This window comes from Sphaerotilus microaerophilus (assembly GCF_023734135.1).
GTDB classification, from domain to species: Bacteria; Pseudomonadota; Gammaproteobacteria; order Burkholderiales; family Burkholderiaceae_C; genus Sphaerotilus; species Sphaerotilus microaerophilus.
In genome coordinates this window covers 2,723,338-2,748,091 of record NZ_AP025730.1, presented here as the reverse complement: position 1 = coordinate 2,748,091, position 24,754 = coordinate 2,723,338, and the positions used below count along the sequence as shown (strand labels likewise).

Here is a 24,754-nt window from a genome sequence, read left to right as displayed (position 1 = left end):
GGCGATTCTGCATGCCCTGTCCACCGCCGGTGACGTCAAACCGCCCCGGGCTGAGGGCCTCTCGCCGGAGCGAGGGCATTTCTGGGCGGCTTCGTACCGGCTCATCGAGCGATCGATCCGCCCGGCGTCGTTCAAGAATTCGCGCGCGATGGACACCACCTTGATGACGCAGATCGCCGCCCGTGTGGTGGCGTGGCACAACCGACACCCGCTGGCGCGGCGCATCACGCTGGCGCAGGTGCGCAGCATCGGCGTGGTGTCCCTGCCCTTCGCCCGCCGCAGCGACGCCGCCGAGGCGCCCCCGCCCGGCCAGGACGCTGCCCCCGCAGGCCGGCTGGCGGCGCTGCGTGCACGCCTGCCGCGCCTGCCCGCGGCGCTGAAGTGGCTCCGGCGCCGCCCCGCCCCCGCCCAGACGCCGGCCGATGGCCTGCGGGCCGTGTTCGACGAGGATTTCATCGGCTCGCTGCCCGATGGCGAGGCGCGCCGCTGGGCCGACCAGCACGCGCGCCTCCACCGCCCCGGCGAGGACGACTGGCCGCAGCGCGACGTGCCCGTCGACGCCCGCTGGGCGGACCTGGTCCCCAGCCCCGCGACGGCCTCCGTCACGGCAGACCTGGCCGACCTGATCGTCGACCTGTCGGACCGCATCGACGCGGCTACCTCCGATGAGGCGCGTGCCGAGCCGAGGCGGGGTCCGGGTGCGGATCCGCACCCGGATTCACCTGCGGAGCTCCCCCCTTCCGAGCTTCGCTACGCCCTGACCGCCGCCGTGGAAGTGGACGGGGCCCGGCACCGCCTGCTGCTGGACAGCGCGCCCAAGTCCGCCGTGCTGGGCCGCCGCGCGTTCAGCCCGATGCGCATCGCGCTGCTCAGTGTCCTGCTCACGGGGCTGTGCGCAACGGCCCTGCTGCTGCCGCGCCTGGCACGCCACCCGGGCGGCTCGGCGGGGGCCACCGCCCATGCGGCAGCGGCATCCGCGGCGGGGTCGGCTGCGGGTGCGGCCAACGGACCGGCCACCGGAGCCGCCAGCGGCGCGCACGGCGCGGGGCAGGCTGTGGCAGCAGCCGCATCGGCCGCAGCATCCGGCGCCGCCCCGGCCATCGCCACCGCTGCGTCCGACGCCCAAGCGCCGGCCACCCAGGCCGCAGCCCACACCGGCCATACCCCCGACGGCCACGCCGCATCGGCACCCGCCCTTGCGGCCCCCCTGACAGATCAGGTCGCGGGCGCCGCGCCCGCCTCTGCAGTGCAGGGCGGCAGGCCCACCGCCCACGCCGGCACCAAACCACCGTTGCAGGCCCCCGCCGATGCTGCGCTGCCGCCCACGCCCGGCCCCGTCTTCGCGCTGGTCAGCCGCAGTTCGGCCTCGCGCGCCGAGCCGCTGGTGGCACTCGAACGGATGCAGCAGGCCGCCGTGCCGCTGGCGGACAAGCTGCCTGGCACCCGCACCGAGCTGGTCGAGAACGGTGGGCGCTGGAGCGCCATCTGGTGGCCCTTCCGCAGCCGCGAGGACGCCACCCAGGCGCGCTGGGCACTGGCGCTCAAGGGCGTGACGGTCGAAGTGGTCGAGTTCTGACGCGGCGGCGCAGCCGCCCCGCCCCGCCTACACTGGCGGGTTGCGCACCCCGCGCGCGTCTGCCCCCGCCGCCATGTTCCGCCACCAACTCGAACTGCTCTCCCCCGCCCGCAGCGCCGACATCGGCATCGAGGCGGTCAACCACGGTGCGGACGCGGTCTACATCGGCGGGCCGGACTTCGGCGCCCGCGCCAACGCCGGCAACGCGGTGGCCGACATCGCCCGGCTGGTGGCGCATGCGCACCGCTTCCACAGCCGCATCTTCGTCACGCTCAACACCATCCTGCGCGACGACGAGCTGGAGCCGGCGCGCAAGCTGATCTGGCAGCTCTACGATGCCGGCGTGGATGCGCTGATCGTGCAGGACATGGGCCTGCTGGAGCTCGACCTGCCGCCCATCCAACTGCACGCCAGCACGCAGACCGACATCCGCACGCCGGAAAAGGCGCGCTTCCTGCAGGACGTGGGCTTCTCGCAGATGGTGCTGGCGCGCGAACTCACGCTGCCGCAGATCCGCGCCATCGCCGACCAGGTGCAGGGCGCGACGCTGGAGTTCTTCGTGCACGGCGCGCTCTGCGTGGCCTACTCGGGCCAGTGCTACATCAGCCATGCCCACACGGGGCGCAGCGCCAACCGCGGCGACTGCTCGCAGGCCTGCCGCCTGCCGTACACGGTGAGCGACAGCCTCGGACGCATCGTCGCGCACGAGCAGCACGTGCTCTCGCTGAAGGACAACAACCAGAGCGCCAACCTGGCCGCGCTGGTGGATGCGGGCATCCGCAGCTTCAAGATCGAAGGCCGCTACAAGGACATGGGCTACGTCAAAAACCTGACTGCCCACTACCGCGGGCTGCTCGATGACCTGCTGGAGCAGCGCCCCGAGCTGGCGCGCGCCTCGGCGGGGCGCTGCAGCTACACCTTCACGCCCGACCCGGACCGCAACTTCAACCGCGGCAGCACCGACTACTTCGTCAACGGCCGACTGGACGACATCGGCGCCTTCGACAGCCCCAAACACGCCGGCCTGCCGCTGGGCTGGGTGACGAAGGTGACGCCCGAGCACTTCGAGGTGGTGCTCGACGAGGGCGTGGCCGAGCTCAACAACAACGACGCGCTGACCTACTACGACCTGCAGAAGGAGCTGGTGGGCCTGCCGATCAACACCGCCACGCTCATCGACGCCGGCCGGCGGCTCTGGCGCGTCGTGCCCAAGGAGGCGATGGCCAGCTACAAGGACCTGCGGCGCGACACCTACCTGCACCGCAACCGCGACATGGCCTGGGACCGCCTGCTCGACAAGAAGAGCGCCGACCGGCGCGTGGGCCTCTGGCTGCAGCTGAGCGATGCTGCCGACAGCGCGGACGGCCTGGCGCTCACCGCCACCGATGAGGCGGGCGTCGAGGTCACCGCCACGGTGCCCTGCGCCCACGAAGCCCCCAAGGACCGTGCTCGCGCCGAGGCCACCCTGCGCGAGCACCTGGGCAAGCTCGGCGGCACGGTCTACGCGTTGGAGGACCTGTCGATCACCACCGCACAGCCCTGGTTCGTGCCGGCGAGCACCTTGAACGCCCTGCGCCGCGGGGCCATCGACGCGCTGGACGCCGCCCGGCTGGCCGCCCACGAGCGTCCGGCCCGCGCCGCCCCGGTCGAGCCGCCCGTGCTCTACCCCGATGACAGCCTGAGCTACCTCGCCAACGTCTACAACCAGAAGGCGCGCGACTTCTACGCCCGCCACGGCGTCAAGGTGATCGCGGCCGCCTACGAAAGCCATGAGGCGCTGGGCGAGGTCAGCCTGATGATCACCAAGCACTGCGTGCGCTACAGCCTCAGCCTGTGCCCCAAGCAGGCCAAGGGCGTGACCGGCGTGCAGGGCACCGTCAAGGCCGAGCCGCTGACACTGGTGAACGGCAGCGAAAAGCTCACCCTGCGCTTCGACTGCAAGCCCTGCGAGATGCACGTGGTCGGCCGGATGAAGAAATCCGTGCTGAACCAGAGCCAGCGCGAGGAGCAGGCCCGGCTGGCCGCCGGGGTGCCGATGCAGTTCTACCGCACCCGGCCGGTGCCGCGCGCCGCATGACCCGTTTTCAAGCCAACTTCCTGCTGACCGTCGTCGCGCTGATCTGGGGCTCGGCCTTCGTGGCGCAGAGCACTGCAATGGCGCACGTCGGACCGATGACCTTCACTGGCGCGCGGTTCCTGATCGGTGCGCTGATCATCGCGCCCTTTGCCTGGCGCGAATGGCGTTTTCTGCGCGCGCGGCAGTTGGCGCCCAACCGGGGCGATGCCGCGCAGATCGCCGGCCTGGGCGCCCTGCTCTGGCTGGGCGCGGCGATGCAGCAGATCGGCATCATCGGCACCACGGTGACCAACGCTGGCTTCCTGACCGCGCTGTACGTGCCGCTGGTGCCGCTGCTGGCCTGGTGGTGGCTGGGCCGGCAGCCACACGCTTCGGTCTGGCCGGCGTCGATCGGCTGCCTGGTCGGCACCTGGATGCTCTCCGGCGCCGGCCAGGTCCAATTGCAGACCGGCGACCTGTGGGTGATCGCCTCGGCGCTGCCCTGGGCGGTGCATGTGCTCTTCGTCGGTCGGGTGGCGGACCGCATGGCGGCGCCCTTCCTGGTCGCCTGCGGCCAGTTCCTGGTCTGTGGCGGGGTGTCGGCAGCTTGGGCGGGCGCCGCCGAGCCGCTCGCGGCCGGTGCGCTGTGGGCCGCAGCGCGCGACATCGCCTACACCGGCATCGTGTCGGTGGGCATCGGCTTCACGGCCCAGGTGATCGGCCAGCGCAACACCGCGGCAGCGGACGCGGCCATCATCCTGTCGTCCGAAACGGTGTTCGCCGCGCTGTTCGGCTACCTGCTGATGGGCGACCGGCTGACGAGCGCCGGCTGGGCAGGCTGCACGCTGATCCTGGCCTGCATCCTGGCGGTGCAGTTGCTGCCGATGTGGCGCGAACGGGGGCGCGCAGCGGCCTGAGCCGCTGCCGCCTCAGTGCAGGATCCGGCCGAGGAAGGCGCGGATGCGCTCGTTGTCCTGCGCGCCGAAGAACTGCGCCGGCGGCGCGTCGGCGGCGATGCGGCCCTGGTCGATGAAGAGCACGCGGTCGGCCACCTCGCGGGCAAAGCCCATCTCGTGCGTGACCACCAGCATGGTCATGCCGCTGGCGGCCAGGCCCTTCATCACGTCGAGCACCTCCTTGACCATCTCGGGGTCGAGGGCCGAGGTGGGCTCATCGAAGAGCATCACCTTGGGCTGCATCGCCAGGCTGCGGGCGATCGCCACGCGCTGCTGCTGACCGCCGGAGAGCTGGAAGGGGTGCTTGTGCATGTGCGCGGCCAGCCCCACGCGATCGATCAGCTCCTTGGCCCGCGTCTCGGCCGCTGCCCGGTCGAGCTTGCGCACCCGGCGCGGCGCCAGGGCCACGTTCTCCAGCACGGTCAGGTGCGGAAAGAGGTTGAACTGCTGGAACACCATGCCCACTTCGGCGCGCAGGCGCTCCAGCTGCCTGGCGTCGTCGCTGACCTCGATGCCGTCCACCACGATGCGGCCCGAGTCATGCGTCTCCAGCCGGTTGAGCATGCGCAGCAGCGTGCTCTTGCCCGAGCCCGAGGCGCCGAGGATCACGGTCACCTCGCCGGCGTTGAACTGCGTGCTGACGTCGCGCAGGACATGGTGGCTGCCGAAGTGCTTGTTGACGCCCTCGACGGTGATGAAACCGGCCGGGGCCGCGTTGATGGTGCTCATCCGAGCTTGCCCTCCACGTCGAAGCGGCGTTCCACCGCGTCGGAAATCTGCGTCATCACCGTCGTCAGCAGCAGGTAGATCACCGCGGTGGCGATGAACACTGGCACCGCCTGGAAGGTGCTGCTCTTGACCTGCGAGCCGGCGTTGGTCAGCTCCACCACGCCGATGGTGAAGGCCAGCGACGAGTCCTTCAGCAGCGCGACGATGTTGTTGACCAGCGGCGGCAGCGAGATCTTGAAGGCCTGCGGAAAGGTGATGTCGATGAAGGTGTGCCACTTCGACAGACCCAGCGCCTTGGCGGCCTCGATCTGCCCCTTGGGCACCGCGAGCAGGCCGGAGCGGATCGCCTCGGCGTTGTAGGCGCCAACGTTGAGCGCCAGCGCCACGCAGGCCGCGCTGAACTCACCCAGGCTGAGGGCAGGGTGGATCTCCGGCAGCGCGAAGTACACCGCCAGCACCTGCACCAGCAGGGGCGTGCCGCGCATCACCCAGATGTACAGCCCGGCCAGCCAGCGCAGCGGCGGCAGGCGCGAGGTCTTGCCCAGCGCGGCCAGCAGCCCCAGCACCACGCCGGCCAGCCCGGCCACGACGGTGAGCTCCACCGTCACGCGGGTGCCCTGGGCAAACAGCTCGGCATGGTTGCCGATGGGCGCCGGCGCCCAGGACAGCGGGATCGCGATCAGCCAGAGGATGAGCAGCAGGCCCACCGTGGCGGTGAACATGGTGGCGCTGCTCTTGCGCTGGCGCGACCAGCCGGCAGGCCACAGGGAGAGGAATCGGTCCACGGCGCAGGGCCTCATTCGTCTGGGCTGGGAAGCCTGCCTTCGGGGGGCGGGCGCAAAGGATCGGTACCCGGAATCAGGCCGCCTGCGCTTCACAGCGGGGCGGCCCGGGTCAGCCAGATCGGCAGCGCGCGGCTGCCGTCAGTTCGACATCACTTGCAGCGGATGTCCTCGCCGAACCACTTGGTGGAGATCTTGGCGTAGGTGCCGTCGGCCATGATCGCGGCCAGGCCCTTGTTGAACTCGCCCGCCAGGCTGCTGTTGCCCTTGGCGACGGCGGCGGCGATGCGCTCGATGAAGAGGAAGTCACCCATCTTCATGCCGGCATCCGGGCCGCTCTTGAGCGCCTTCAGGGCAACGAACTTGTCGGTCACCCAGGCGTCCACCCGCCCGCTGGCCAGGGCGGAGCGCGCATCGGTGTCCTGCGGGAAGTTCTTGATCTCCTTGACCGCGGAGACCTTCTTGACGTTTTCCTGGTAGCTGGTGCCGGTCTGCACCGCGATCACCTTGCCACCCAGGTCCTTGGCGGTCTTGATGGCCGGGTTCTTGGCGATGATCACGCCGCCCGAGCAGTAGTGCGGCTCGGTGAAAGTCACCGCCTTGGCGCGCTCGTCGGTGATGCCGTGCGAGGCGATCACCAGGTCCCAGCGGTCCTGGCCCAGGCCGGTCAGCAGCGCGTCGAAGCTCAGCGCCTTCCACTCGGGCTTCACACCCAGCTTGGCGGCCACCGCCTCGGCCACCTCGACCTCGAAGCCGGTCAGCTTGGCGCCTTCGTAGTGGTTGAAGGGCGCGAACTGGCCTTCGGTGGCAATGACGATCTTGCCGCTCTTCTTGATGGCATCAAACGGCCGGGCCTGCACACCGGCGGCCACGCCAACCAGTGCAAGGGTGGCCACCAGGCCACGAACGAGGGACTTCAGGGGCATCATGAAACGCGGTCCTTTCCTCTTCCTAGCGGAAGCAGATGATTCGGTCGTGACATTTTGTCCGATCCGCCATGCATTCCGATTCGATCCGCAACAAGACTTCGCGCGATCTACCGCGAGATCAGCCGCGCGAACTCAGCGAACCCCCGCCTCGGACACGCCCCGGTTGGCCAGCTCGTCGGCCTTTTCGTTGCCGGGATCCCCGGCATGGCCCTTGACCCAGCGCCAGTCGATTTTGTGCAGCTGCGCCAGCGCATCGATGCGCTGCCAGAGCTCGACGTTCTTGACCGGCTTGCCATCGGCGGTCTTCCAGCCGCGCTTCTTCCAGCCGTGGATCCAGCTGGTGATGCCGTCCTTGACGTAAGAGCTGTCGGTGTAGATCACCACCTCGCAGCTGCGCTTGAGGCTCGCCAGCGCCTCGATGACGGCCGTCATCTCCATGCGGTTGTTGGTGGTGTGGCGCTCGCCGCCCCAGAGCTCCTTGGCGTGCTCGCCGCTGCGCAGCCACACCCCCCAGCCGCCCGGACCCGGGTTGCCCTTGCAGGCGCCATCGGTGTAGACGATCACCTGCGGGCGCTGGATCGGCAGGGGCGGGCGGGAGGAGGCAGGGGAAGCAGAGGAAGCAGCAGGGGTGGTCATCGGCAAGGCGCCTGGGCGAGAGCGGAGCGGACTGCGATTGTCAGGGCTGGCGGCACCCGGTTCCCCTCCCCGGCACCTGCCAAGCGCGCCAGACACCGCAGACAGTCCGCTGACAGACTTCTCCAAGCCCTCTCGGGGCAACTCAGGGCACCACAGAACGCTTCAGGGTGCCTCGTCGCCCACCAGGTAGTCGGCCTTGCCCAGGTCCACCCCGGCGTGGCGCAGCAGCGCGTAGGCCGTGGTGACATGAAAGAACACGTTGGGCAGCGCCCAGTGCTTGAGGTAGGCCTCGCCCTTCATCGTGCGCGTGGTGCCGTCGCGGCCCACCGGAAAGGTGATGTCGCGCTCCTCGCTGCCATCGATCGCCCCGTCGGGCACCGAAGCCAGCCAGTCCAGCGTGCTGGCAATGCGCGCCTTGAGCTGGTCCAGCGTGGTCTCGTTGTCCTCGTGCCGCGGCGCCTGCAGCCCGCCCAGCCGGGCCGCGCCGTACTTGGCCGCATCGCAGGCGATGCGCACCTGCGAGGCAAACGGGAGCATGTCAGGGGCCAGGCGCATCGCGACAAACACGTCGGGATCGAATCCCCGCCGGCGCGCGTTGTCGCTCGCCTTGACCAGGCAGTGGTATAGGTTGGATAGCGCCGTTCGGAAGATCGGCAGGCTGGCACTGGTCATCGTGATCGGCATGCGACCTCCTGAAAAACCCAACGGGTTGGCAGTGCAGTGGTGGGGTCACTGCGACACGACTGGTGCTCCGAGCGGGAGTTGAACCCGCAAGCCTTGCGGCGACGGATTTTAAGTCCGTTGCGTATACCGATTCCGCCATCGGAGCCAGCCAGAAATCATAGCCGAGGGGATGGCCGAAGGCCCGCCGATCCCGCTGCGGGCAGACCGAAGGGGGATCAACCTGGCTGGTGGGCCAGCAGCCGCAGCAGCAGCTCGACGCGGGCCTGCGACGGCGTGAGCGAGCCTGCATCGGCCAGCACCGAGGCACCGCCGGGCACGATGCAGCCACTGCCCTGTCGCAGCGCACGCAGGACCAGCACCCCCCGTTGCTGGGCCCGCAGCAGCTCGGCCAGCAGCGCCTGGTGGATGCTGCCGTTGCCAGTGCAGGCCACCACCAGCCCTTGCACACCGGCATCAAGCAGCAGCTCGACGATGCGCCCGTCGGCCCCGGCGTGGCTGGTGACAATCTGAACCTCGGGCCAGATGTCGGCGGCCAGCACCTGCAGGCCCAGCGCAGCCGGTCCGCCGGCCGCCGGCCAGGTCCGCAGCCGCCGCAGCGCGCCCTGCTCGATGTGCGCCAGCGGCCCGGCATCCCCGGCGTCGAAGGCATCCAGCCGGTACGGGTGCACCTTGCGAACTTCGGCGGCGGCCCAGACGCGCCCCGACATCGCCAGGAGCACGCCGCCCAGACCGGCCGAGGCGCCCTGCACTCCCACGGTGATGGCGTCCAACAGGTTCTGTGGCCCGTCGGGCATCAGCGCATCGGCCGGGCGCATCGCCGCCGTCAGCACGAGCGGCTTGTCCGGTGCCAGCACGCGGTGCAGCAGGTAGGCCGTTTCCTCCAGGGTGTCGGTGCCGTGCGTCACGACGACCCCCACCACATCCGGGCGCGCCAGGTGCCACGCGGCACGCTCGGCAAGGCGCCGCCACACCGCGTGGCTCATGTCCTTGCTGTCGATCTGCGCCACCTGCTCGGCTTCGAGCGCCAGGCTGGCCGATCGCTCGACACCCAGGGGCGGCCCCAGAGAGCCGAGCAGCTCCTCGATACCGCGCTGGGCCGCGGTGTAGCCCACGTGGTCCCCGGGCCGGGCCGAGGTGCCGGCGATGGTGCCGCCGGTGCCCAGCACCACCACCCGCCGCGGCAACCCGCTTGCGCTTGCGTCACCGCCGGTCAACGCCGCTGTCCTGGAAGTCATGCTTGTCATTCTTGTGGAACTGGACAAAAATACAGTCACTGGATGCAATCACAGACCGGCCCTACAGCAGCGATGCTGCGCCGTTCAGTCATCCTGCCATGCCACGACCGGTGTCGCGGACAAAGCTTTCACCCATTGCGCAACGGGCGCATGCGAGGTTCCGTGGAAAACAGCCCCAAGCTCACGGCCAGGCAGCAGCAGATCCTGGAACTGATCGAGAGCACCATCGAGCGCTCCGGCGTGCCGCCCACCCGGGCGGAGATCGCCGCCGAGCTGGGCTTTCGCTCCGCCAACGCCGCCGAGGAGCACCTGCAGGCGCTGGCACGCAAGGGCGTGATCGAGCTGGTGGGCGGCATCTCGCGCGGCATCCGGCTGCGCGCCGAGACGCTGCGCTCGATCGACGCTTCGCGCCGCGCCGGCCACGGCCACCAGTTCAGCCTGCCGCTGCCCTCGCTCGCCCAGCTCACCCTGCCACTGGTCGGGCGGGTGGCCGCCGGCAGCCCGATCCTGGCGCAGGAGCATGTTGACCGGAGCTATGTCGTCGAGGCGCACCTCTTCCCGCGCAAGCCCGATTACCTGCTGAAGGTGCGCGGCATGAGCATGCGCGATGCGGGCATCCTCGACGGCGACCTGCTGGCGGTCCAGCGCGCCAGCGATGCCAAGAACGGCCAGGTCGTCGTGGCCCGCCTGGGCGATGACGTGACAGTCAAGCGCTTTCGCCGCGGCAAGGGCGGCATCGAGCTGATCCCCGAGAACCCGGACTTCGAGATCATCCACGTCGGCCCCGAGACGGTGGGCTTCCAGGTCGAGGGCATTGCGGTCGGGCTCATCCGCAACACCATGCTGATGTGACCGGCGGGGGGCCGCGGCATTCGAACCGCCCGCGGACCCGTTCCAGGCTTCCACACAAGAGGAGACAGGCATGCGTGTACTGCGCAAGGCCTCGGGCAAGGCTGCCTGTGCCGCCAACTGCGCGCGGCTGGAGCAGATTCCCAACATCGGCCCGGCCATGGCCGCCGACCTGCGCCGCCTGGGTATCGGGCTGCCACAGGAACTGGCCCAGCAGGACGCCCACCAGCTGTACACGCGGCTGTGCGACGCCACCGGGCAGCGCCAGGACCCCTGCGTGCTCGACACCTTCATGGCCGCGATCGACTTCCTGCGGGGCGCCGAGTCCCGCCCGTGGTGGCGCTACACCGAAGCGCGCAAAGCCCACCCGGCGACACCCCCCGCACTTGCGTGGTTCAGCCCGCGCCGGACGGGCCGATGAATCCGTCATCCCGCTGACGCTCAGCGACTCACGGATGGAGCACCACGATGACCGACTCCCTGGCCACCCGCCTGACCCGCCAACTGGGCACGCGCCTGATCCATCGGCTGCGCCGCTTCGGTGTGGACGAGGCCGCGGCGGGCCCGGGTGCTGCACCGCCAGCGCAGCCTGCGTCGTCGGCACGATTGGCCGAGGCGGAGCCCGGCACGGCACGGGCGGCCGCCACCCTCCGTCCGGCGCTCCTGCGTCCCGCGGCCGCGCGGCCGATACCGGTGAGCGCGGCCGTCGTGCGCCGCAATGGCCGGCCACCGCAGGGCGGCGCACGCTGCACCGTCGATCCCTGCGACGGCCAGCGCACCCTGATCAGCGGGCGCATGAGCGACGTCTGCGAAGCGCTCGACCTGCTGATCGCACGCCAGGCCCTGCAGGGCCGCGCACCGGCCGCCGGCCTGCCCGCGGCCTGACCACCGACACCTGCGCCCCGTCCCGCCAGCGCCCAGGCTGCGGCACGGTGACAATCGCGGCATGTCCCTGCACCGCATTCCCGCCACCCAGGCCGCGGCCGACCTGTCCGCCTTCGACGCCATCATCGACGCCCGCTCGCCCGGGGAGTTCGCCGAGGATCACCTGCCCGGCGCAGTGAACTGGCCGGTGCTGGACGATGAGGAGCGCCGCATCGTCGGCACGCTCTACAAGCAGGTCAACGCCTTCGAGGCGCGCAAGGTGGGCGCCGCCCTCGTGGCCCGCAACGTCGCCCGGCACATCGACGACTGGGTGCGCCCGCTGCCACGCGAATGGCGCCCGCTGGTCTACTGCTGGCGCGGTGGGGACCGCTCCGGCACGCTGGCCTGGTTCCTCGAACGCATCGGCTTTCGCACCCACCTGGTCGAAGGCGGCTTCAAGGCCTTCCGCACCGGGGTGCGCGAGGACCTGCTGCAGTGGCCCGCGCGCTTCGACTGGCGCGTCGTCTGCGGCAAGACCGGCTGCGGCAAGACCCGCCTGCTGCACGCCCTGGCCGCCGAGGGCGCCCAGGTGCTCGACCTGGAGGAGCTGGCCGCCCACCGCGGCTCGGTCCTCGGCGAGCTGCCCAACCAGCCCCAGCCCAGCCAGAAGGCGCTGGACACGCGCATCTGGGACCGGCTGCGCCGCTTGGACCCCGCGCGGCCCGTCTTCGTGGAAAGCGAGAGCCTGCGCATCGGCCGCCTGTGGGTCCCCGCCGCGCTGATCGAGCGCATGCGCAAGCACGGCCACTGCCTGATGCTGCAACTGCCCGACGACGCACGCGTGCAGCTGCTGCTGGAGGACTACGCCTTCCTGCGCGACGACCCCGAGCGGCTCTGCACCCTGCTGGAGAACCTGATCGAGCTGCGCGGGCGTGAGCAGGTGCAGGCGTGGCAGGCCGCCGCCCGTGCCGGCGCGGTGGCACAGGTCTTCGCCGAACTGATGCAGCGCCACTACGACCCGGGCTACGAGCGGTCGCTGCACCAGCACTTCAGCGGCCTGGCCCAGGCCGGAACGCTGGCGCTGCCGGACGCCTCCCCTGCCAGCCTCCAGGCGGCCGCCCGCTCGCTGCTGGCCTACTGACCCCTGACAGGGGTGACGCTCACCCGCCGCAGAGCGCGCGCGGGTCGTCCGCCACCGCCGTTTCGCCCTCCAGGTGGCGCGTGCAGGCCAGCAGCCGGACGGCATGGGGCGCATGGGCGGCGAACACGGTCAGGCTGGTGTTGCCCAGGTGCGTCGGCATCGGTGCACCGGCGCGATCCAGGTGGCGCGCCAGCAGGTCCCAGATCACCAGGCCGTGGCTGACGACCACCAGCGGCCCGGCCCCGGCCAGGGCGGCATGCCCTTGCAGGATCTGCACGAAGCCCGCATCCACCCGGGCGCGGAATGCCGCGCCAGACTCACCGCCCGGCGGCGGCGCCTCGCTGCGCAGCACATCGGCCGGCAGGTCGTCGTAGGCGCGGCCGCGCCACTCGCCAAAGTGCCGCTCACGCAGCAGCTCGCTGGGCTGGACGGTCAGCCTGCAGGCCGACGCGATCGCCTCGGCAGTGCGCGCGGCGCGCGGCTGGTCGCTGCTGAGCACGGCGGCGGGCCGCAGCGCAGCCAGCCGGCGTGCCAGCGCCTCGGCCTGGACCAGGCCCCGCGGCGACAGGGGTGTGTCGGGCGGCTGCAGCACACGCGCTGCGTTGAGGGCGGTCTCGCCGTGGCGGATCAGGAAGATGGTCATGGGCGGGCGCCGGCGACGAGGCGCGGTTGACGTGGGCCAAGGGAGTTCGACAGGGCTCGACGGGGTCCGGCCGCCGGCACCGGGCCTGCGTACCATCGCCCCATGCCCACCGAACCCCTTCGAGCCGACATCGCGATTGTCGGTGCCGGCATCGCCGGTGCGAGCCTGGCCTGGCGCCTCGCCGCCCACCCGCGACGCCCGCGCGTGCTGCTGCTGGAGCGCGAGGAGCAGCCCGGCTACCACAGCACCGGCCGCTCGGCAGCCATGTTCATGGCCTCGTACGGCCCGCCCGGCGTGCGGGCGCTGACCCGCGCCAGCGAGGCCTTCTACGCCGCGCCGCCCGCCGAGCTGGCCATGGGCCGGTTGATGACGCCGCGCGGCGTGATCTACCTCGCCGCGCCTGAGCAGCTCGCAGCGCTGCAGGCGCTGCGCGCCGAGCTGGCCGCGACCTGCCCGGGCCTGCGCGAGCTGGGCGCCGCGGAGATCCTCGCGCGCGTGCCCAGCCTGCGCCCCGAACGCGTCGCCGCCGGCCTGCTCGACCCGGACTCACAGGATCTGGACGTGCACGCGCTGCACCAGGGCTTCCTGCGCGGCCTGCATGCGGCCGGCGGCGCGCTCCGGCGCCAGGCCGAGCTGATCGAGGTGACCCGCCATGCCGAACGCGCCTGGACCCTGCGGCTGGCCGACGGCCAGCGGGTGGAGGCCGGCTGCATCGTCAACGCCGCCGGCGCCTGGGCCGACGACGTGGCCCGGCTGTGCGGGGCACCGTCCGTGGGCCTGCAGCCACGCCGGCGCAGCGCCTTCACCTTCGACGCGCCGCCGGGCGTGGACGTGAGCCGCTGGCCGCTGCTGGTGGATGTGGACGAGCGGTGGTACCTCAAGCCCGACGCCGGCCGGCTGCTGGGCTCGCCCGCCAATGCCGACGACTGCGCTGCCCACGACGTGCGCCCCGAGGAGCTGGACATCGCGCTGGGCATCGACGCCATCGAGCGCGCCACCACCCTGCGGATCCGCCGCCCGGCCGCCACCTGGGCCGGCCTGCGCACCTTCGCCCCCGATGGCGAGCTGGTGATTGGCTGGGACAGCGCCTGCCCCGGCCTGTTCTGGTGCGCCGGCCAGGGCGGCTACGGCATCCAGAGCGCGGCCGCGGCGAGCGAACTGGCGGCCTCCCTGCTGATGGGCGACCCGCTGCCGGCCGCGCTGGCTGCCGAAGGCGTGCAGGCAGCCACCTGCGTCCCACGCCGGGCCCAGCCCTGAACTGTCGCCAACGACACAACTTGCTGCCGACGTGACCGGCTGCTACCCCGCGATGGCGGGATGGCAGCCGCCTTGCGCCGCACCGGCAGGCATCCACACGCCGGCACAGCGCCCGGCGCGCTGGTCAGCGCGCAGTGCCACATCACATCCGCACCGCATCTGCGTCACATCTGCGCGACATCGGATCATGTAGCCGAACGCACGATGGCCGTAAATGTGACTTAAATCACGCGCGTATCATCCAATTACGTGCGTTTTTCATTTGCAGCGAAAGGACGACGTCCGAAACGGAAATCTCAGTCGATACAATAAATGTGAAGATTTCCCATCTAATTGTTTCCTGATGTGCGTTGCCCTGTCGTGATGCCATCGCCATCCATGTCCCGGAGGGAGTGTTCAGATGAGTTCAACCGGCCGAGCCGCCAGCCGATCGCCAGCGCAAGGCAAGGAAGACAGTCCGGTGTTCCCATCGCGCCTGGAACGCGGCGCGCTGTACGCCATCGGCCTGGAGACCGCCGCCGCCCGGGGCGCGCTCTGGGTCGCGCCGATCCGCGCGGCCCTGGCCGAAGGCCGGCCCTGCGTGCTGATCACGCCGCTCAGCCCGGACCAGGGCACCTTTGCCACGGTGCTGCGCCAGGGTGGTGCGCCAACCGAGCTGTCGGCGGCCTTCGAGCAGCAGCGCCTGAAGCTGTTCACGGCCAACGCGGACCACGACACCCACCTCTTCCGCCGCGGCGCGGCAGGCTACGTGCAGGAGCTCGATCACTTCGGCATCGAGGACGGTGCGCTGATCGTCATTGACCAGTCGGACGACCTGTTCACCCCGCACGACCACCAGGCGGTGGTCCAGCAAGCCCGCATCTACGGGGAATGGGCCCGGCAGCGCGGCCACACGATGCTGCTGCTGTTCCTGCGCAGCAGCGCCAGCCGGCCGATCCTGGACGGCAACCAGGCCGCCCTGCAGCACTTCTGCGGCGTCGCCCGGGTGCAGCCCGAGGCCAACGGCCTGCTCATGCAGATGGATTTCTGGCACACGCCGGCCGGCGATCAAGTCGGGCGCAGCCTGTCGTTCGGCGCCGATACGAGCACCCATGCCCTGCCCCCCCAGGCCGCCGGCCCCGCCACCCCTGCCGATCTGCCGGCCCGAGGCCAGGCCCCAGCCACCGCCGAGGAAGGTCGCGAAGGTCGCAGCAGTCCGCGCGCACCGCGGGGCCGGCAGCGGGTGTGGTACGTCGGCCCGGCCGAGGCCGGGCTCGATGCGCTCGCCACGCAGGTCCAGTGGCTGCGTGCGCGCAGCATCAATGAGTTGCTGACCCGGGTGGCCAGCCAGAAGAAGGGCGCCAACGCGCTGGTGGCGCTGGGCGAATCGACCGACTTCGGCCTGTTCGTGCAGCAGATGCAGGACCTGCGCGCCCTGCTGGGGCCCCACGCCCGCATCGTGGTGCGCGAGTCGCGCTACCGCGTGCGCGAGCACCTGCAGCGCAAGCTGCTGCTGCGCGCCGGCGTGGACAACGTGCTGGCGGCCGTGGCGCCGCCGAGCACCTGGGCCGCCCTGCTCACAGGCGAGCGCGTGGCACCGCCCGAGGTCATCACCGTGCCGGCCAGCCTGGCGCTGGAGGACTGGCAGCCCATGCTCGTGGAACCGCCGGCCAGTGGCTGGCTGGCCAACGGGCTGTTCCTGCAGCAGGCCGATGCGGCGCTGCAGCGCAACCGCGCGCTGGAGGTGCCCTCGACCCTGGCCGAAGTCGAGGTCCGACGAGAGAGCGACGTGGACTGGGACGCCGCCGCGGCCTGCGCGGCCCGGCGGGGCGACCTGGCCACCCGCACGGCGGACACGCTGGTCTTCCTGCTGCAGGGCTGCCGGGAGCGCGACGCGGTGCAGGTCGTGAACCGCTGGCTGAGCAACCAGGGTCTGCAGCAGGGCGTCAAGCGCACCAGCCTGTTCGCCGACGAGGCGATCGCCGAGCGCCTGGACGACCTGCGCCAGGACCTGAGTGACGTCCCCGCCAGCGCACAGACGGGCAACGCGCACAACGTCGTGACGATGCCGGGCAGCCAGCGGTCGGTGCACTCGCGGGTGCTGATCGGGCCGCTGCTGGCCTCCCTGCTGGCCCTGGCACTGCTGCCCGCACCGGCGCCCGCACTGGCCCAGACGGGGGCAGGAACAGGGACGACGGCGGCCAAGGCCGGCCGGAAGGCGCGCACGCCCCTCGCCGCCCGCACGTCCTTGCCCGAGGCTGGGGCACAGCTGGCCAGCAGCGACACCGTCCCGGCGGCTGCGGCCACCACGACCGCACCGGCTTCCCCGGCGCCCCCCGCACCGGCGGACTCCGCCACCCAGGCCTACGAAGAGGCCCGCTACGCCGAGGCGGCCCGGCTGGGGCTGGCCGAGATCCAGCAGCGCCCCGGCGACCACGACCTGCGCCTGCGCCTGGCCAACAGCCTGGCCTGGACGGGCGACTACCCCCGCGCGATCGAGCACTATGGGGCGCTGGCTGGCACGCCGCTGGCACGTGAGGGCCGGCTCGGCATCGCCCACGTGCGGCTGTGGAGTGGCCGTCCCGAGCTGGCGGATCCGCTGTTTCGCAGCGTGCTGGCGCAGGAGCCTGGCCATGTGGAGGCCCGTGCCGGCCTGGCTGCGGCCGGCCGTCACCTGCGACCGCGCAGCACAGTGCAGCTTGGCCACGTCGGCGACTCCAGCGAGGCACGCCGCAGCAGCCTGACGCTGTCGCACCGCTGGTGGCACCCGGACCTGGCCCAGGTCTTCGAGCTGACGGCCGAGGGCCGGCACGAAACCGATGCGCCGGGGCAGGTCAGCCTGAACCCGCGCGAACTCGGCCTGCGCTACGAGCACCGCGGCCTGTCGTGGGCGCCGCAGCTGCAGCTCACCGCGCAGCAGCAGCCGCAGACGCGGCTGTTCGGCGAGGCCGGCGTGCGCCTGCTCGACGGCGGCCTCAGCCTGCGCGCCGGCCGGGTGAACTGGGGCCAGCTGGCCTTCAGCCCGCGCGCCCTGCAGGACGGTCTGACCGCCCGCATGGTCGAACTCGGCGCCCAGGCCGACCACCGCAGCGGCCAGTGGCAGGGCCAGTGGACCCGCTACGCCGTCTCGGACGGCAATCGCATCGACGATGCCAGCCTGCGCGTGACGCCGGCCTGGCAGCCCCTGCCCGCGAGCCTGGGCCTGAAGGCCTTCGCCGGCCTGTCGGCCCGCCGGGCCGAGCGCGCCGAGGCGCGCTACTGGTCCCCGGCCGATGGCCACTACACCGCCAACCTCGGCCTGGCCTGGGGCCGCTGGGAGGCGCAGTGGGAGCTGCAGGGCGAGCTCAAGCGCAGCCAGCGCCTGGGTGGCGAGGGCGCCAACGGCTGGGCCCTGTCTGCGGGCGGCAAGCGCTGGCTGAGCGCGGACTGGGCGCTGCGGGCCGAGGCCTCGCACGAGACCACCCGGCGCGGCCAGTCCAGCTACCGGGCGACGAGCGTGCTGGCCGCGCTCGAAAAGCTCTGGTGAACCGCGGATGAACGCGGGGAGAACGGCGGGCATGAGCCTGAGGACGCATCTGGCCACGCTGCTGGCCTGGCTGCGCCGGCGCCGGCCCGGCCAGGGCAAGGTGGTGGTGCTGCTCACCCTGCTGCTGGTGCTGCTGCCGCTGACGCTGCTGCTGCCGCTGCTCAACGAGCGCGCGGTGCTGACCTGGCACGTGATGAGCACGCTCGACGGCGTCGAGTTCGGCCACAGCGGCCCGGCGCTGACGTTGCTGAGCCTCTATGTGGCGCTGCTGATGCTGCGCTACGTCGCCTTCCTGACCGCCTCGGGCGTCGACACCGCCCTGCGCCCCGGCGAGGAGGACGAAGCGCCGCGCGCCGCCGCGATGGCCGAGGCCGGGCGGCCGCTGCCCTTCATCTCCATCGTGGTGCCCGCCTACAACGAGGGCCCGGTGATCCGCCAGTCGGTGCGTTCGCTGCTGGAGCTGGACTACCCTTGCTACGAGGTGCTGGTGATCGACGACGGTTCGTCGGACGACACCTACCTGCGCGCCCAGGAGGCGGCACGCGAGTCTTCGCGGGTGCGGGTGATCCGCAAGCCCAACGGCGGCAAGTCCTCCGCGCTCAACGTGGGCCTGGCACAGGCGCGTGGCTCGCTGGTGCTGAACATGGACGCCGACAGCCGCATCAGCCCGAACGCACTGCGCGCCTGCGTGCCGCACTTCGACGACCCCACGGTGGGCGCCGTGGCCGGCAACGTCAAGGTGGCCAACCGGGAGAACCTCGCCACCCGGCTGCAGGCCATCGAGTACATCCAGGGCCTGGCGCTGGAGCGGCGTGCGCAGAGTTCCGTGCGGGCGGTCAGCGTGATCGGCGGGCCGCTGGGCGTCTTCCGTCGCGAGGCGCTGATCGAGGCCGGTGGCTACGACAGCGACACCTTCGCCGAAGACCGCGACCTGACCCTCAAGATGCTGGCCGCCGGCTGGGCCGTGACCTACGAGCCCACCGCCCAGGCCTGGGCCGAGTCGCCCAGCCGCTGGCTGGACCTGGTCAACCAGCGCTACCGCTGGACCCGCGGCACCGTGCAGTGCGTGCTCAAGCACCGCCACCTGCTCACCCGGCTGCGCCAGCACCCGGTGGCGAGCCTGTCGCTCTGGTACATGGCGGCCGATTCACTGGTGGTGCCGGTGCTCAGCCTGTTCATGCTGGCCTTCTTCACGCACGCGACGCTGGCCTTCGGCAGCTTCGAGTACCTCTTCCTGTGGTGGCTGCTCGCCGCGCTGTTCGACGTGGCCGTCACCACCTACTGCCTCGTGCTCGACGAGGAGGACCCCCGCCTGCTGCCCGGCGTGCTGCTCTACCGCTTCTACGCCATCTTCTCGGACATCACCAAGCTCATCGCCACCCTTGAAGAACTGCTGCGCCTCGACATGACCTGGGGCAAGCTCACCAGAGAAGGAAAGATCTAGATGGAACTCGACCCGATCGTGCTGCTCGCCTACATGAGCGTGGCCATCAACCTGCTGACGCTGGCCGCCGCGGTGGTGGCCTACAGCATCTTCCGCGCCCGGCGCGAGCGCCAGCGGGCCCGGCGTGCCCAGGGCACGGCCACCGCGGCCACGCCGGAGCCCTTCGTGCCGGTCTTCCTGCGCCCCTACCTGCCCTCGGCCTCGGGCACGCCCTTCGCGGCGCTGGCGGCCCCCGGCCCGGCGGACGGCGCCCTGCGCGGATGAGGCTCGCGGCCTTCCTGCTGCCGCTCACCCTGCGGGGCTGCGCGCTGTTGGTCGCGGCGCTGGCACTGCTGTTGCCGGTTCAGGCGCGCGCCGAGGGCCAGGTGGCGCTCTACGCCTCACCCAGCACGCGCGCCTACCTGCCCGGCGTAGGCGGCAGCCACGACGCCCTGCTGGGCCCCTGGCGCCGCCTGCTGCAGGGGCGCGGGCATGTCTTCCGGGAACTGCACAGCCCGGAGGAGCTGGCCGCGCTAAAACCGCAGGACGTGCTGGTCCTGCCCTCGACGGTGGCGCTCAGTGCGGCCGAGCGGGGAGCGCTGCTGCGCTTTCGCGACATCGGCGGGCAGCTGCTGACCACCTGGTCCACCGGCGCGCGCGATGTCGGCGGGCAGTGGATGGGTCACGGCTTCCTGCGCGAATTGACCGGGGTGGACGTCACCGGCGAGATCGAGCCGACCTCGAACCGGCGCTTCCTGATCCCCTACGGCGACACCCCCGTCAACCGCGAGGTGCCCGCCGGGCGGCGGATCTGGCTGGGCGAGCTGGCCGAGCGGCCCCTGGCGCTCAAGGGCGGGGTCGAGGCCGCCGCCTACCTGGACTGGGCCCGCACCGTGCTGCAGCCGAATTCGCACAGCTCGGCGATCGTCTACGACGAGGGTGGTGCCCGGCCGGGGCGGCGCGTCGTGTTCGGCTACGCGGAAACGGCCTGGAGCTTCCAGCCCGGTGACTTCGAGGCGTTGGCCGACCAGGCGCTGCGCTGGCTGCTGCGCCGGCCCAGCGTGCACCTGGCGGCCTGGCCCAACGGCACCCGCGCGGCCCAGCTCATCGAGATGGACACCGAGGAGGGGTTTGCCAACGCGATCCACTTCGCCGAACTGCTCGAACAGATCCAGGCCAGCGGCACCTTCTACTGCCTGACCAGCGAGGTGCGCAAGCAGGCCGACCTGGTGAAGCGCCTGGCGCGCCACCACGAGATCGGTTTCCACGGCGAGGTGCACTACGGCTTCAAGGACCTGCCACGCGACAAGCAGCAGCGCCGCCTCAAGCGCATGCTCGACGAGATGCGCGGTGCCCTGGGCGCCAAGGGCGACTGGGTGGCCGGCGTGGGCCGGGGCTTCCGCGCCCCGACCGAGTCCTACGACGAGACCACCGAGGCCCTGTTGATGGCGCTGGGGCTGCAGCACCACACCGCCGATCCGAGCCGCAGTGCCGACCGGCTGCCCGTTTTCGCCGGCTCGCCGGATCCGGCCCGGGCGTTGGTCGTGCTGCCGCGCGGCCAGCTCGATGACCTGAACTACATGGACCTGAAGCTCACGCCGGCGCAGGTGGGCGCTGCGCTGGTGGGCGAGTACGAGTTCAACCTGCGCCTGGGCGGGCTGGGGCTGCTGAGCGTGCACAGCCAGAACTTTGCCGACACCGATCAGCTGCTCAACCGGCCCACCCACAGCACCCTGATGACCCAGGCGGTGGAGATCCTGACCCGGCACATCGGCCCTCGCCATCAGCAGGCCTGGATCGCCACCGGCGGAGCCATCGCCGACTGGTGGCGCCAGCGCCAACGGGCCCGCCTGGACGCGCGCATGCCCGACGCCAACACCCTGGAGCTGCAGGTCAGCGTCAGCGGCAACGCCCCGGTGAGCGGCCTGACCCTGCTGGTGGGCCACCGCAGCGCCAACCAGGCACCCCGCCTGCAGGCCAGCGCCCCGCCGGGCGGCACCGGCGCGGCGCAACTGCGGCGCATCGACCGATTCAGCTCGGCGCTGGTGTTCCCGGCGCTGCCGCCGGGCCGGCACAGCCTGCGGCTCAGCTTCCCCTGAAGCGGCGCTGCAGCAGCGCGTCGAACGCGCCGTCGTCGTAGCCCACCGGGAACACTGCGGCGCCACCCAGGCCCTCATCGCGCACGAAGTCCAGCTTGGCGGCCAGGCTGGTCTCGTCCTCGAACCAGCCCTGGCGCCAGTGACCGCCATCGTCGCGGTAGACGTAGTAGGGGGAGCCGCTGGCCGCGTCGCGCCGCAGGCCGTGCCGCTGCACCTCGGCGCGGGCATTGACGCGGATCTGCGGCAGCAGGCGCTCGTCCACCGCGCCGTAGCTGATCTGGCGGCCCTGGCCGAGCGTCGCCGCCCCGGGCGTGGCCGACTCGGTGGCCCACTCGTAGCCGTAGAAGGGCAGCCCGAACAGCAGCTTGTGCCGCGGCCAGCCCAGCGCCAGGTAGTGCCGCAGGGCGCGTTCCCAGGTGAGGGTGTAGGGCCCGCGCAGCGGTGCCACCGGGCCGGCACGCCGGCTGTCGGCATGGTGGGCGTCGTAGCCCTGCACGACGACGTGGTCGATCAGTGCCTGCACCGGGCGTTCATACAGGTCGACCGCCGCCCCCATCACACCGAAGACGGACAGCGATTTCGCCCTGGGGTGGGCGCCCGATGCCCCGCCGCGCTGGCCATGCAGGCCCGCGGCCAGCGCGGTGCAGAACGCCATGTAGCCGCGCCGCGCCGCCGCCGTCAGCGGCGTGTAGATCTCGACGTCCAGGTTCACCCCGTCCGCCGGGGACGACAGCGCCAGGACCTGCGCCAGCAGGTGTTCACGCCGCTCCGCGCTGCCAAACACCCGCTCGAAGCGCTCGGCCTGGGCCAGGAAGAGGGTGACGTCGAGGCGGCCACCGCCGGCACGCAGCGCCGCGCCCAGCGGCTGCCAGCGCACCGGCCAGCCCTGGGTGTCGAGCAGCTGGCCGTCGTCACCGATCTCGATCTCGAAGACGGACAGGCGGTCGTACAGGCCGATGCGCCGCCGCCGCCAGTCCTCGCGCATCCACCAGGGGTAGTAGCCCCAGAGCTGCAGGTCGACCCCGGCATGTGCCGGCGCGTGGCGCCGGGGGGTCGCCGCCGCGCCGGAAGACCAGCACCAGCCGCCGGACAGCGGCCACAGCCCGCAGCCGCGCTGCAGCCAGCGGCGGCGGTCGAGACGTGGACCGGCCGCGTCGGCCGTCACGGCAGGCGGGACCAGCCCAGGAGGGCGGTCGGGCTTCGGAGGGACATGGTGCGGGCGGCGTCAGGCTTCAGGTGATCGGCCGTCAGACACCTTGGCACCCAGCCGGCTCGGTTACCAATTTTATCGATACCGGCACCAGCCCGGCGGCGGGTCCTGCCCACCCGCACCGCCCGGGCTCATCCATCCGGGCTCATCCACCCGGACGCATCAATCCGGGCCCCTCCGCCCGACCACATCACCCCGCGGTGGCGGCCCCCAGGGGCCGGGCCACCTGCAACGCCTCACGCAGCACCTCGCGGTCGCCGATGTGGTTGGCCAGCGTCAGCACCAGCTTGGCGTTCATCAGCTGGGCCTGCTCGTCGCTGAGGCCGCGCTGGGCGTCGATCAGCTCCTCGTAGAAGCCGTCCGGGTCGGACAGGTTGGGGGTGTGGATCATCGGCATGTGGGGTTCTCCTCGTTCATGGGCAGGATCGATGCCGGCGTTGATGCCTGCATCAGGGCAGCAACGGTCATCACTGCGCCAGGCAGCGCCGCAGCGCCGCCTGCACCTTGGCCGCGTCAAAACTGCGCCAGCGTGCGGCCACGTGCTGGTCGGGCCGGATCAGGTAGACGCTGCCGGGCTGGGCGTCGTAGCGCTCGGTGGCCACGCCCGTGGCGTCCTGCAGCCCGCCCGGGCCGACGCGCAGCACGCGCGCCGTCACCGCCCCCGCGTTGACCGCCTCGGCAGCCACGCCGCCATCGCCCCAGACCAGCAGCACGAAGTCCCCCGCCCCACGGCTCGCCTCGGCCAGCGCGTCGAGCAGCCACACGGGCTGGCCGTCGCGCTGCAGCGGCGCATCGGCACAGTTGGTGCCCGGCTTCATGCGCCCGGCAAACTCGCTCTCGTCGGCGGTGTTGAGCGAGGAGCTCAGGTAGGGCGTCGGCGTGGACAGCCGGCCGCTGTTGACCAGCGGGCGGGCAAAGGCCTCGCTGCGCGCCAGCTCCAGCACCGCGTCGCGCATGCGCAGGCTGGCCGCGCTCTTGGGCGTGATGAAGTCGGTCGAGCGCGTCGAGTTGCGCAGGTTGTCGTCGGCGGCGTAGGCGCGCTCCTCGTGGTAGCTGTCCACCAGCGCGGGCGGTGCGGCGCCGTCGAGCACCAGCTTGAGCTTCCAGATCAGGTTGTCGATGTCCTGCACGCCGGTGTTGGCACCGCGCGCGCCGAAGGGCGAGACCTGGTGCGCCGCGTCGCCGGCAAAGATCACCCGGCCGTAGCGGAAGTTGTCCACGCGGCGGCAGGCGAACTGGTAGACCGACACCCACTCCAGCTCGAACTTGGCCTCGGGGCCGAGCATGGCCTGGATGCGCGGGATGACCTTCTCGGGCCGCTTCTCCTCCTCGGGGTCGCTGTCCCAGCCGAGCTGGAAGTCGATGCGCCAGACGTTGTCAGCCTGTTTGTGCAGCAGCACGCTGGTGGGCATGCGCTGGCCGTCCGGGCGCACGGCGCCGCGGTGAAAGGGCGGGTCGAACCAGAACCAGCGCTCGGTCGGGAAGCTGGCGTCCATCACCACGTCGGCGATCAGGAAACGGTCCTGGAAGAACTGGCCGGTGAACTGGCCATCGACCATGCGGCGCGTGTCGCTGTTGGCACCGTCGCAGGCGATCACCCAGTCGGCCTGCAGCTGGAACACGCCGTCGGGGGTCTCCACCGTCAGCGTGGCCACGTCGCCGGCCTGCGCCAGGCTCAGCAGCTTGTGCTTCCAGCGCAGGTCCACCAGCGGGCTGCGGCCACAGGCGGCCACCATGGCTTCCTCCACGTGGTACTGCTGGAGGTTGATCATCGCCGGCATCTTGTGGTGCGGCTCGGGCAGCAGGTCGAACTGGTAGACCTGCTCCTCGCGGTGGAATACGCGACCCACCTTCCAGCTCACGCCACGCTCGACGAAGCCTTCGCCCAGGCCGTGGCGGTCCCAGATCTCCAGCGGCCGCTTGGCGTAGCAGACGGCGCGCGAGCCGATGCTGACGGTGTTGTTGTCGTCCAGCACCACGGCCGGCAGGCCGCGGGCGGCACATTCCAACGCGGCGGTCAGGCCGATCGGGCCGGCACCGATGATCACCACCGGGTGGCGGGCGACGCGGCCTTCTTTCTGCTCCGCGCTCTGGCGGTAGTCGAACTGGGGGTAGGTATAGGTCTTGAGCACAGGGTCTCCTCGCAGGACTTCAGTCTGGCGCCGGGTCGGGCGCAACAG

At 71.5% G+C, this 24,754-nt stretch carries 22 protein-coding genes and 1 tRNA gene; 12 read left to right on the top strand and 11 right to left on the bottom strand.

Features of this window, described 5'->3' with window-relative positions; all coding sequences use genetic code 11:
• Positions 1 to 148 precede the first annotated feature (148 nt).
• The 3 genes from NGK70_RS11945 (at position 149) to NGK70_RS11935 (ending at position 4,549) form a co-directional block, all read left to right on the top strand.
• Positions 149 to 1,576 (top strand): hypothetical protein, encoded by a 1,428-nt coding sequence (locus NGK70_RS11945; protein WP_251973428.1) that lies wholly within the window; start codon positions 149 to 151, stop codon positions 1,574 to 1,576.
• 73 nt (positions 1,577 to 1,649) lie between these two features.
• Entirely contained in the window at positions 1,650 to 3,653 is a 2,004-nt protein-coding gene (locus NGK70_RS11940) for a peptidase U32 family protein (RefSeq protein ID WP_251973427.1), read from the top strand.
• Positions 3,650 to 4,549: a DMT family transporter gene (locus NGK70_RS11935; protein WP_251973426.1), complete on the top strand. Its 900-nt coding sequence runs from the start codon at positions 3,650 to 3,652 to the stop codon at positions 4,547 to 4,549. The genes NGK70_RS11940 and NGK70_RS11935 overlap by 4 nt, the downstream gene beginning before the upstream one ends.
• Positions 4,550 to 4,561: 12 nt before the next feature.
• Here the strand turns inward: NGK70_RS11935 and NGK70_RS11930 are convergent, their stop codons facing one another.
• From NGK70_RS11930 to NGK70_RS11900, 7 genes are all read right to left on the bottom strand, one after another.
• Positions 4,562 to 5,317, bottom strand: a complete 756-nt coding sequence (locus NGK70_RS11930; RefSeq protein ID WP_251973425.1) for an amino acid ABC transporter ATP-binding protein — start codon at positions 5,315 to 5,317, stop codon at positions 4,562 to 4,564.
• Positions 5,314 to 6,117: an amino acid ABC transporter permease gene (locus tag NGK70_RS11925; protein ID WP_428985590.1), complete on the bottom strand. Its 804-nt coding sequence runs from the start codon at positions 6,115 to 6,117 to the stop codon at positions 5,314 to 5,316. The genes NGK70_RS11930 and NGK70_RS11925 overlap by 4 nt, the downstream gene beginning before the upstream one ends.
• Positions 6,118 to 6,251: 134 nt before the next feature.
• The gene (locus NGK70_RS11920; protein WP_251973424.1) at positions 6,252 to 7,028 is read right to left on the bottom strand and encodes an ABC transporter substrate-binding protein; all 777 of its coding nucleotides are present in this window, start codon (positions 7,026 to 7,028) and stop codon (positions 6,252 to 6,254) included.
• A 132-nt stretch (positions 7,029 to 7,160) separates the two neighbouring features.
• A complete protein-coding gene (gene rnhA / locus NGK70_RS11915; protein WP_251973423.1) occupies positions 7,161 to 7,664 on the bottom strand; it encodes a ribonuclease HI in 504 nt (167 codons plus the stop codon).
• 162 nt (positions 7,665 to 7,826) lie between these two features.
• Positions 7,827 to 8,348, bottom strand: coding sequence for a DUF1993 domain-containing protein (locus NGK70_RS11910; protein WP_251973422.1), 522 nt, complete (start codon positions 8,346 to 8,348; stop codon positions 7,827 to 7,829).
• 60 nt (positions 8,349 to 8,408) lie between these two features.
• Positions 8,409 to 8,493, bottom strand: a tRNA-Leu gene (locus NGK70_RS11905).
• A 70-nt stretch (positions 8,494 to 8,563) separates the two neighbouring features.
• Positions 8,564 to 9,583: an asparaginase gene (locus tag NGK70_RS11900; protein WP_251973421.1), complete on the bottom strand. Its 1,020-nt coding sequence runs from the start codon at positions 9,581 to 9,583 to the stop codon at positions 8,564 to 8,566.
• Between the two features lie 162 nt (positions 9,584 to 9,745).
• Between NGK70_RS11900 and lexA the strand changes: the two genes are divergently transcribed.
• From lexA to mnmH, 4 genes are all read left to right on the top strand, one after another.
• Positions 9,746 to 10,435, top strand: coding sequence for a transcriptional repressor LexA (gene lexA, locus NGK70_RS11895; RefSeq protein WP_251973420.1), 690 nt, complete (start codon positions 9,746 to 9,748; stop codon positions 10,433 to 10,435).
• 70 nt (positions 10,436 to 10,505) lie between these two features.
• The gene (locus NGK70_RS11890; protein ID WP_251973419.1) at positions 10,506 to 10,853 is read left to right on the top strand and encodes a helix-hairpin-helix domain-containing protein; all 348 of its coding nucleotides are present in this window, start codon (positions 10,506 to 10,508) and stop codon (positions 10,851 to 10,853) included.
• Between the two features lie 47 nt (positions 10,854 to 10,900).
• Positions 10,901 to 11,317 (top strand): hypothetical protein, encoded by a 417-nt coding sequence (locus NGK70_RS11885; protein WP_251973418.1) that lies wholly within the window; start codon positions 10,901 to 10,903, stop codon positions 11,315 to 11,317.
• A 61-nt stretch (positions 11,318 to 11,378) separates the two neighbouring features.
• A complete protein-coding gene (gene mnmH / locus NGK70_RS11880; RefSeq protein ID WP_251973417.1) occupies positions 11,379 to 12,437 on the top strand; it encodes a tRNA 2-selenouridine(34) synthase MnmH in 1,059 nt (352 codons plus the stop codon).
• Between the two features lie 19 nt (positions 12,438 to 12,456).
• Here mnmH and NGK70_RS11875 read toward each other — a convergent pair whose 3' ends face one another.
• Entirely contained in the window at positions 12,457 to 13,080 is a 624-nt protein-coding gene (locus NGK70_RS11875) for a histidine phosphatase family protein (protein WP_251973416.1), read from the bottom strand.
• Between the two features lie 102 nt (positions 13,081 to 13,182).
• Here NGK70_RS11875 and NGK70_RS11870 point away from each other — a divergent pair, with 102 nt between their 5' ends.
• The 5 genes from NGK70_RS11870 (at position 13,183) to NGK70_RS11850 (ending at position 21,364) form a co-directional block, all read left to right on the top strand.
• Positions 13,183 to 14,337, top strand: a complete 1,155-nt coding sequence (locus NGK70_RS11870; protein ID WP_251973415.1) for an NAD(P)/FAD-dependent oxidoreductase — start codon at positions 13,183 to 13,185, stop codon at positions 14,335 to 14,337.
• Between the two features lie 400 nt (positions 14,338 to 14,737).
• A complete protein-coding gene (locus tag NGK70_RS11865; protein WP_251973414.1) occupies positions 14,738 to 17,842 on the top strand; it encodes a BcsE family c-di-GMP-binding protein in 3,105 nt (1,034 codons plus the stop codon).
• A 31-nt stretch (positions 17,843 to 17,873) separates the two neighbouring features.
• Positions 17,874 to 19,286, top strand: a complete 1,413-nt coding sequence (locus tag NGK70_RS11860) for a glycosyltransferase family 2 protein (RefSeq protein ID WP_251973413.1) — start codon at positions 17,874 to 17,876, stop codon at positions 19,284 to 19,286.
• The gene (locus NGK70_RS11855) at positions 19,287 to 19,550 is read left to right on the top strand and encodes a hypothetical protein (protein WP_251973412.1); all 264 of its coding nucleotides are present in this window, start codon (positions 19,287 to 19,289) and stop codon (positions 19,548 to 19,550) included. It begins immediately after the preceding gene.
• A complete protein-coding gene (locus NGK70_RS11850) occupies positions 19,547 to 21,364 on the top strand; it encodes a polysaccharide deacetylase family protein (RefSeq protein ID WP_251973411.1) in 1,818 nt (605 codons plus the stop codon). Before NGK70_RS11855 ends, NGK70_RS11850 begins: the two co-directional genes overlap by 4 nt.
• On the opposite strand, the gene NGK70_RS11845 is transcribed toward NGK70_RS11850, so the two are convergent.
• The 3 genes from NGK70_RS11845 to NGK70_RS11835 form a co-directional block, all read right to left on the bottom strand.
• The gene (locus NGK70_RS11845) at positions 21,351 to 22,529 is read right to left on the bottom strand and encodes a glycosyl hydrolase family 18 protein (protein ID WP_251973410.1); all 1,179 of its coding nucleotides are present in this window, start codon (positions 22,527 to 22,529) and stop codon (positions 21,351 to 21,353) included. The genes NGK70_RS11850 and NGK70_RS11845 overlap by 14 nt on opposite strands.
• A gap of 235 nt (positions 22,530 to 22,764) precedes the next feature.
• Positions 22,765 to 22,971 carry a DUF2783 domain-containing protein gene (locus NGK70_RS11840; RefSeq protein WP_251973409.1) on the bottom strand — a complete coding sequence of 69 codons (207 nt, stop codon included), beginning with the start codon at positions 22,969 to 22,971 and terminating at the stop codon, positions 22,765 to 22,767.
• A 70-nt stretch (positions 22,972 to 23,041) separates the two neighbouring features.
• Positions 23,042 to 24,706, bottom strand: coding sequence for an FAD-dependent oxidoreductase (locus tag NGK70_RS11835; RefSeq protein ID WP_251973408.1), 1,665 nt, complete (start codon positions 24,704 to 24,706; stop codon positions 23,042 to 23,044).
• Positions 24,707 to 24,754: the final 48 nt, after the last annotated feature.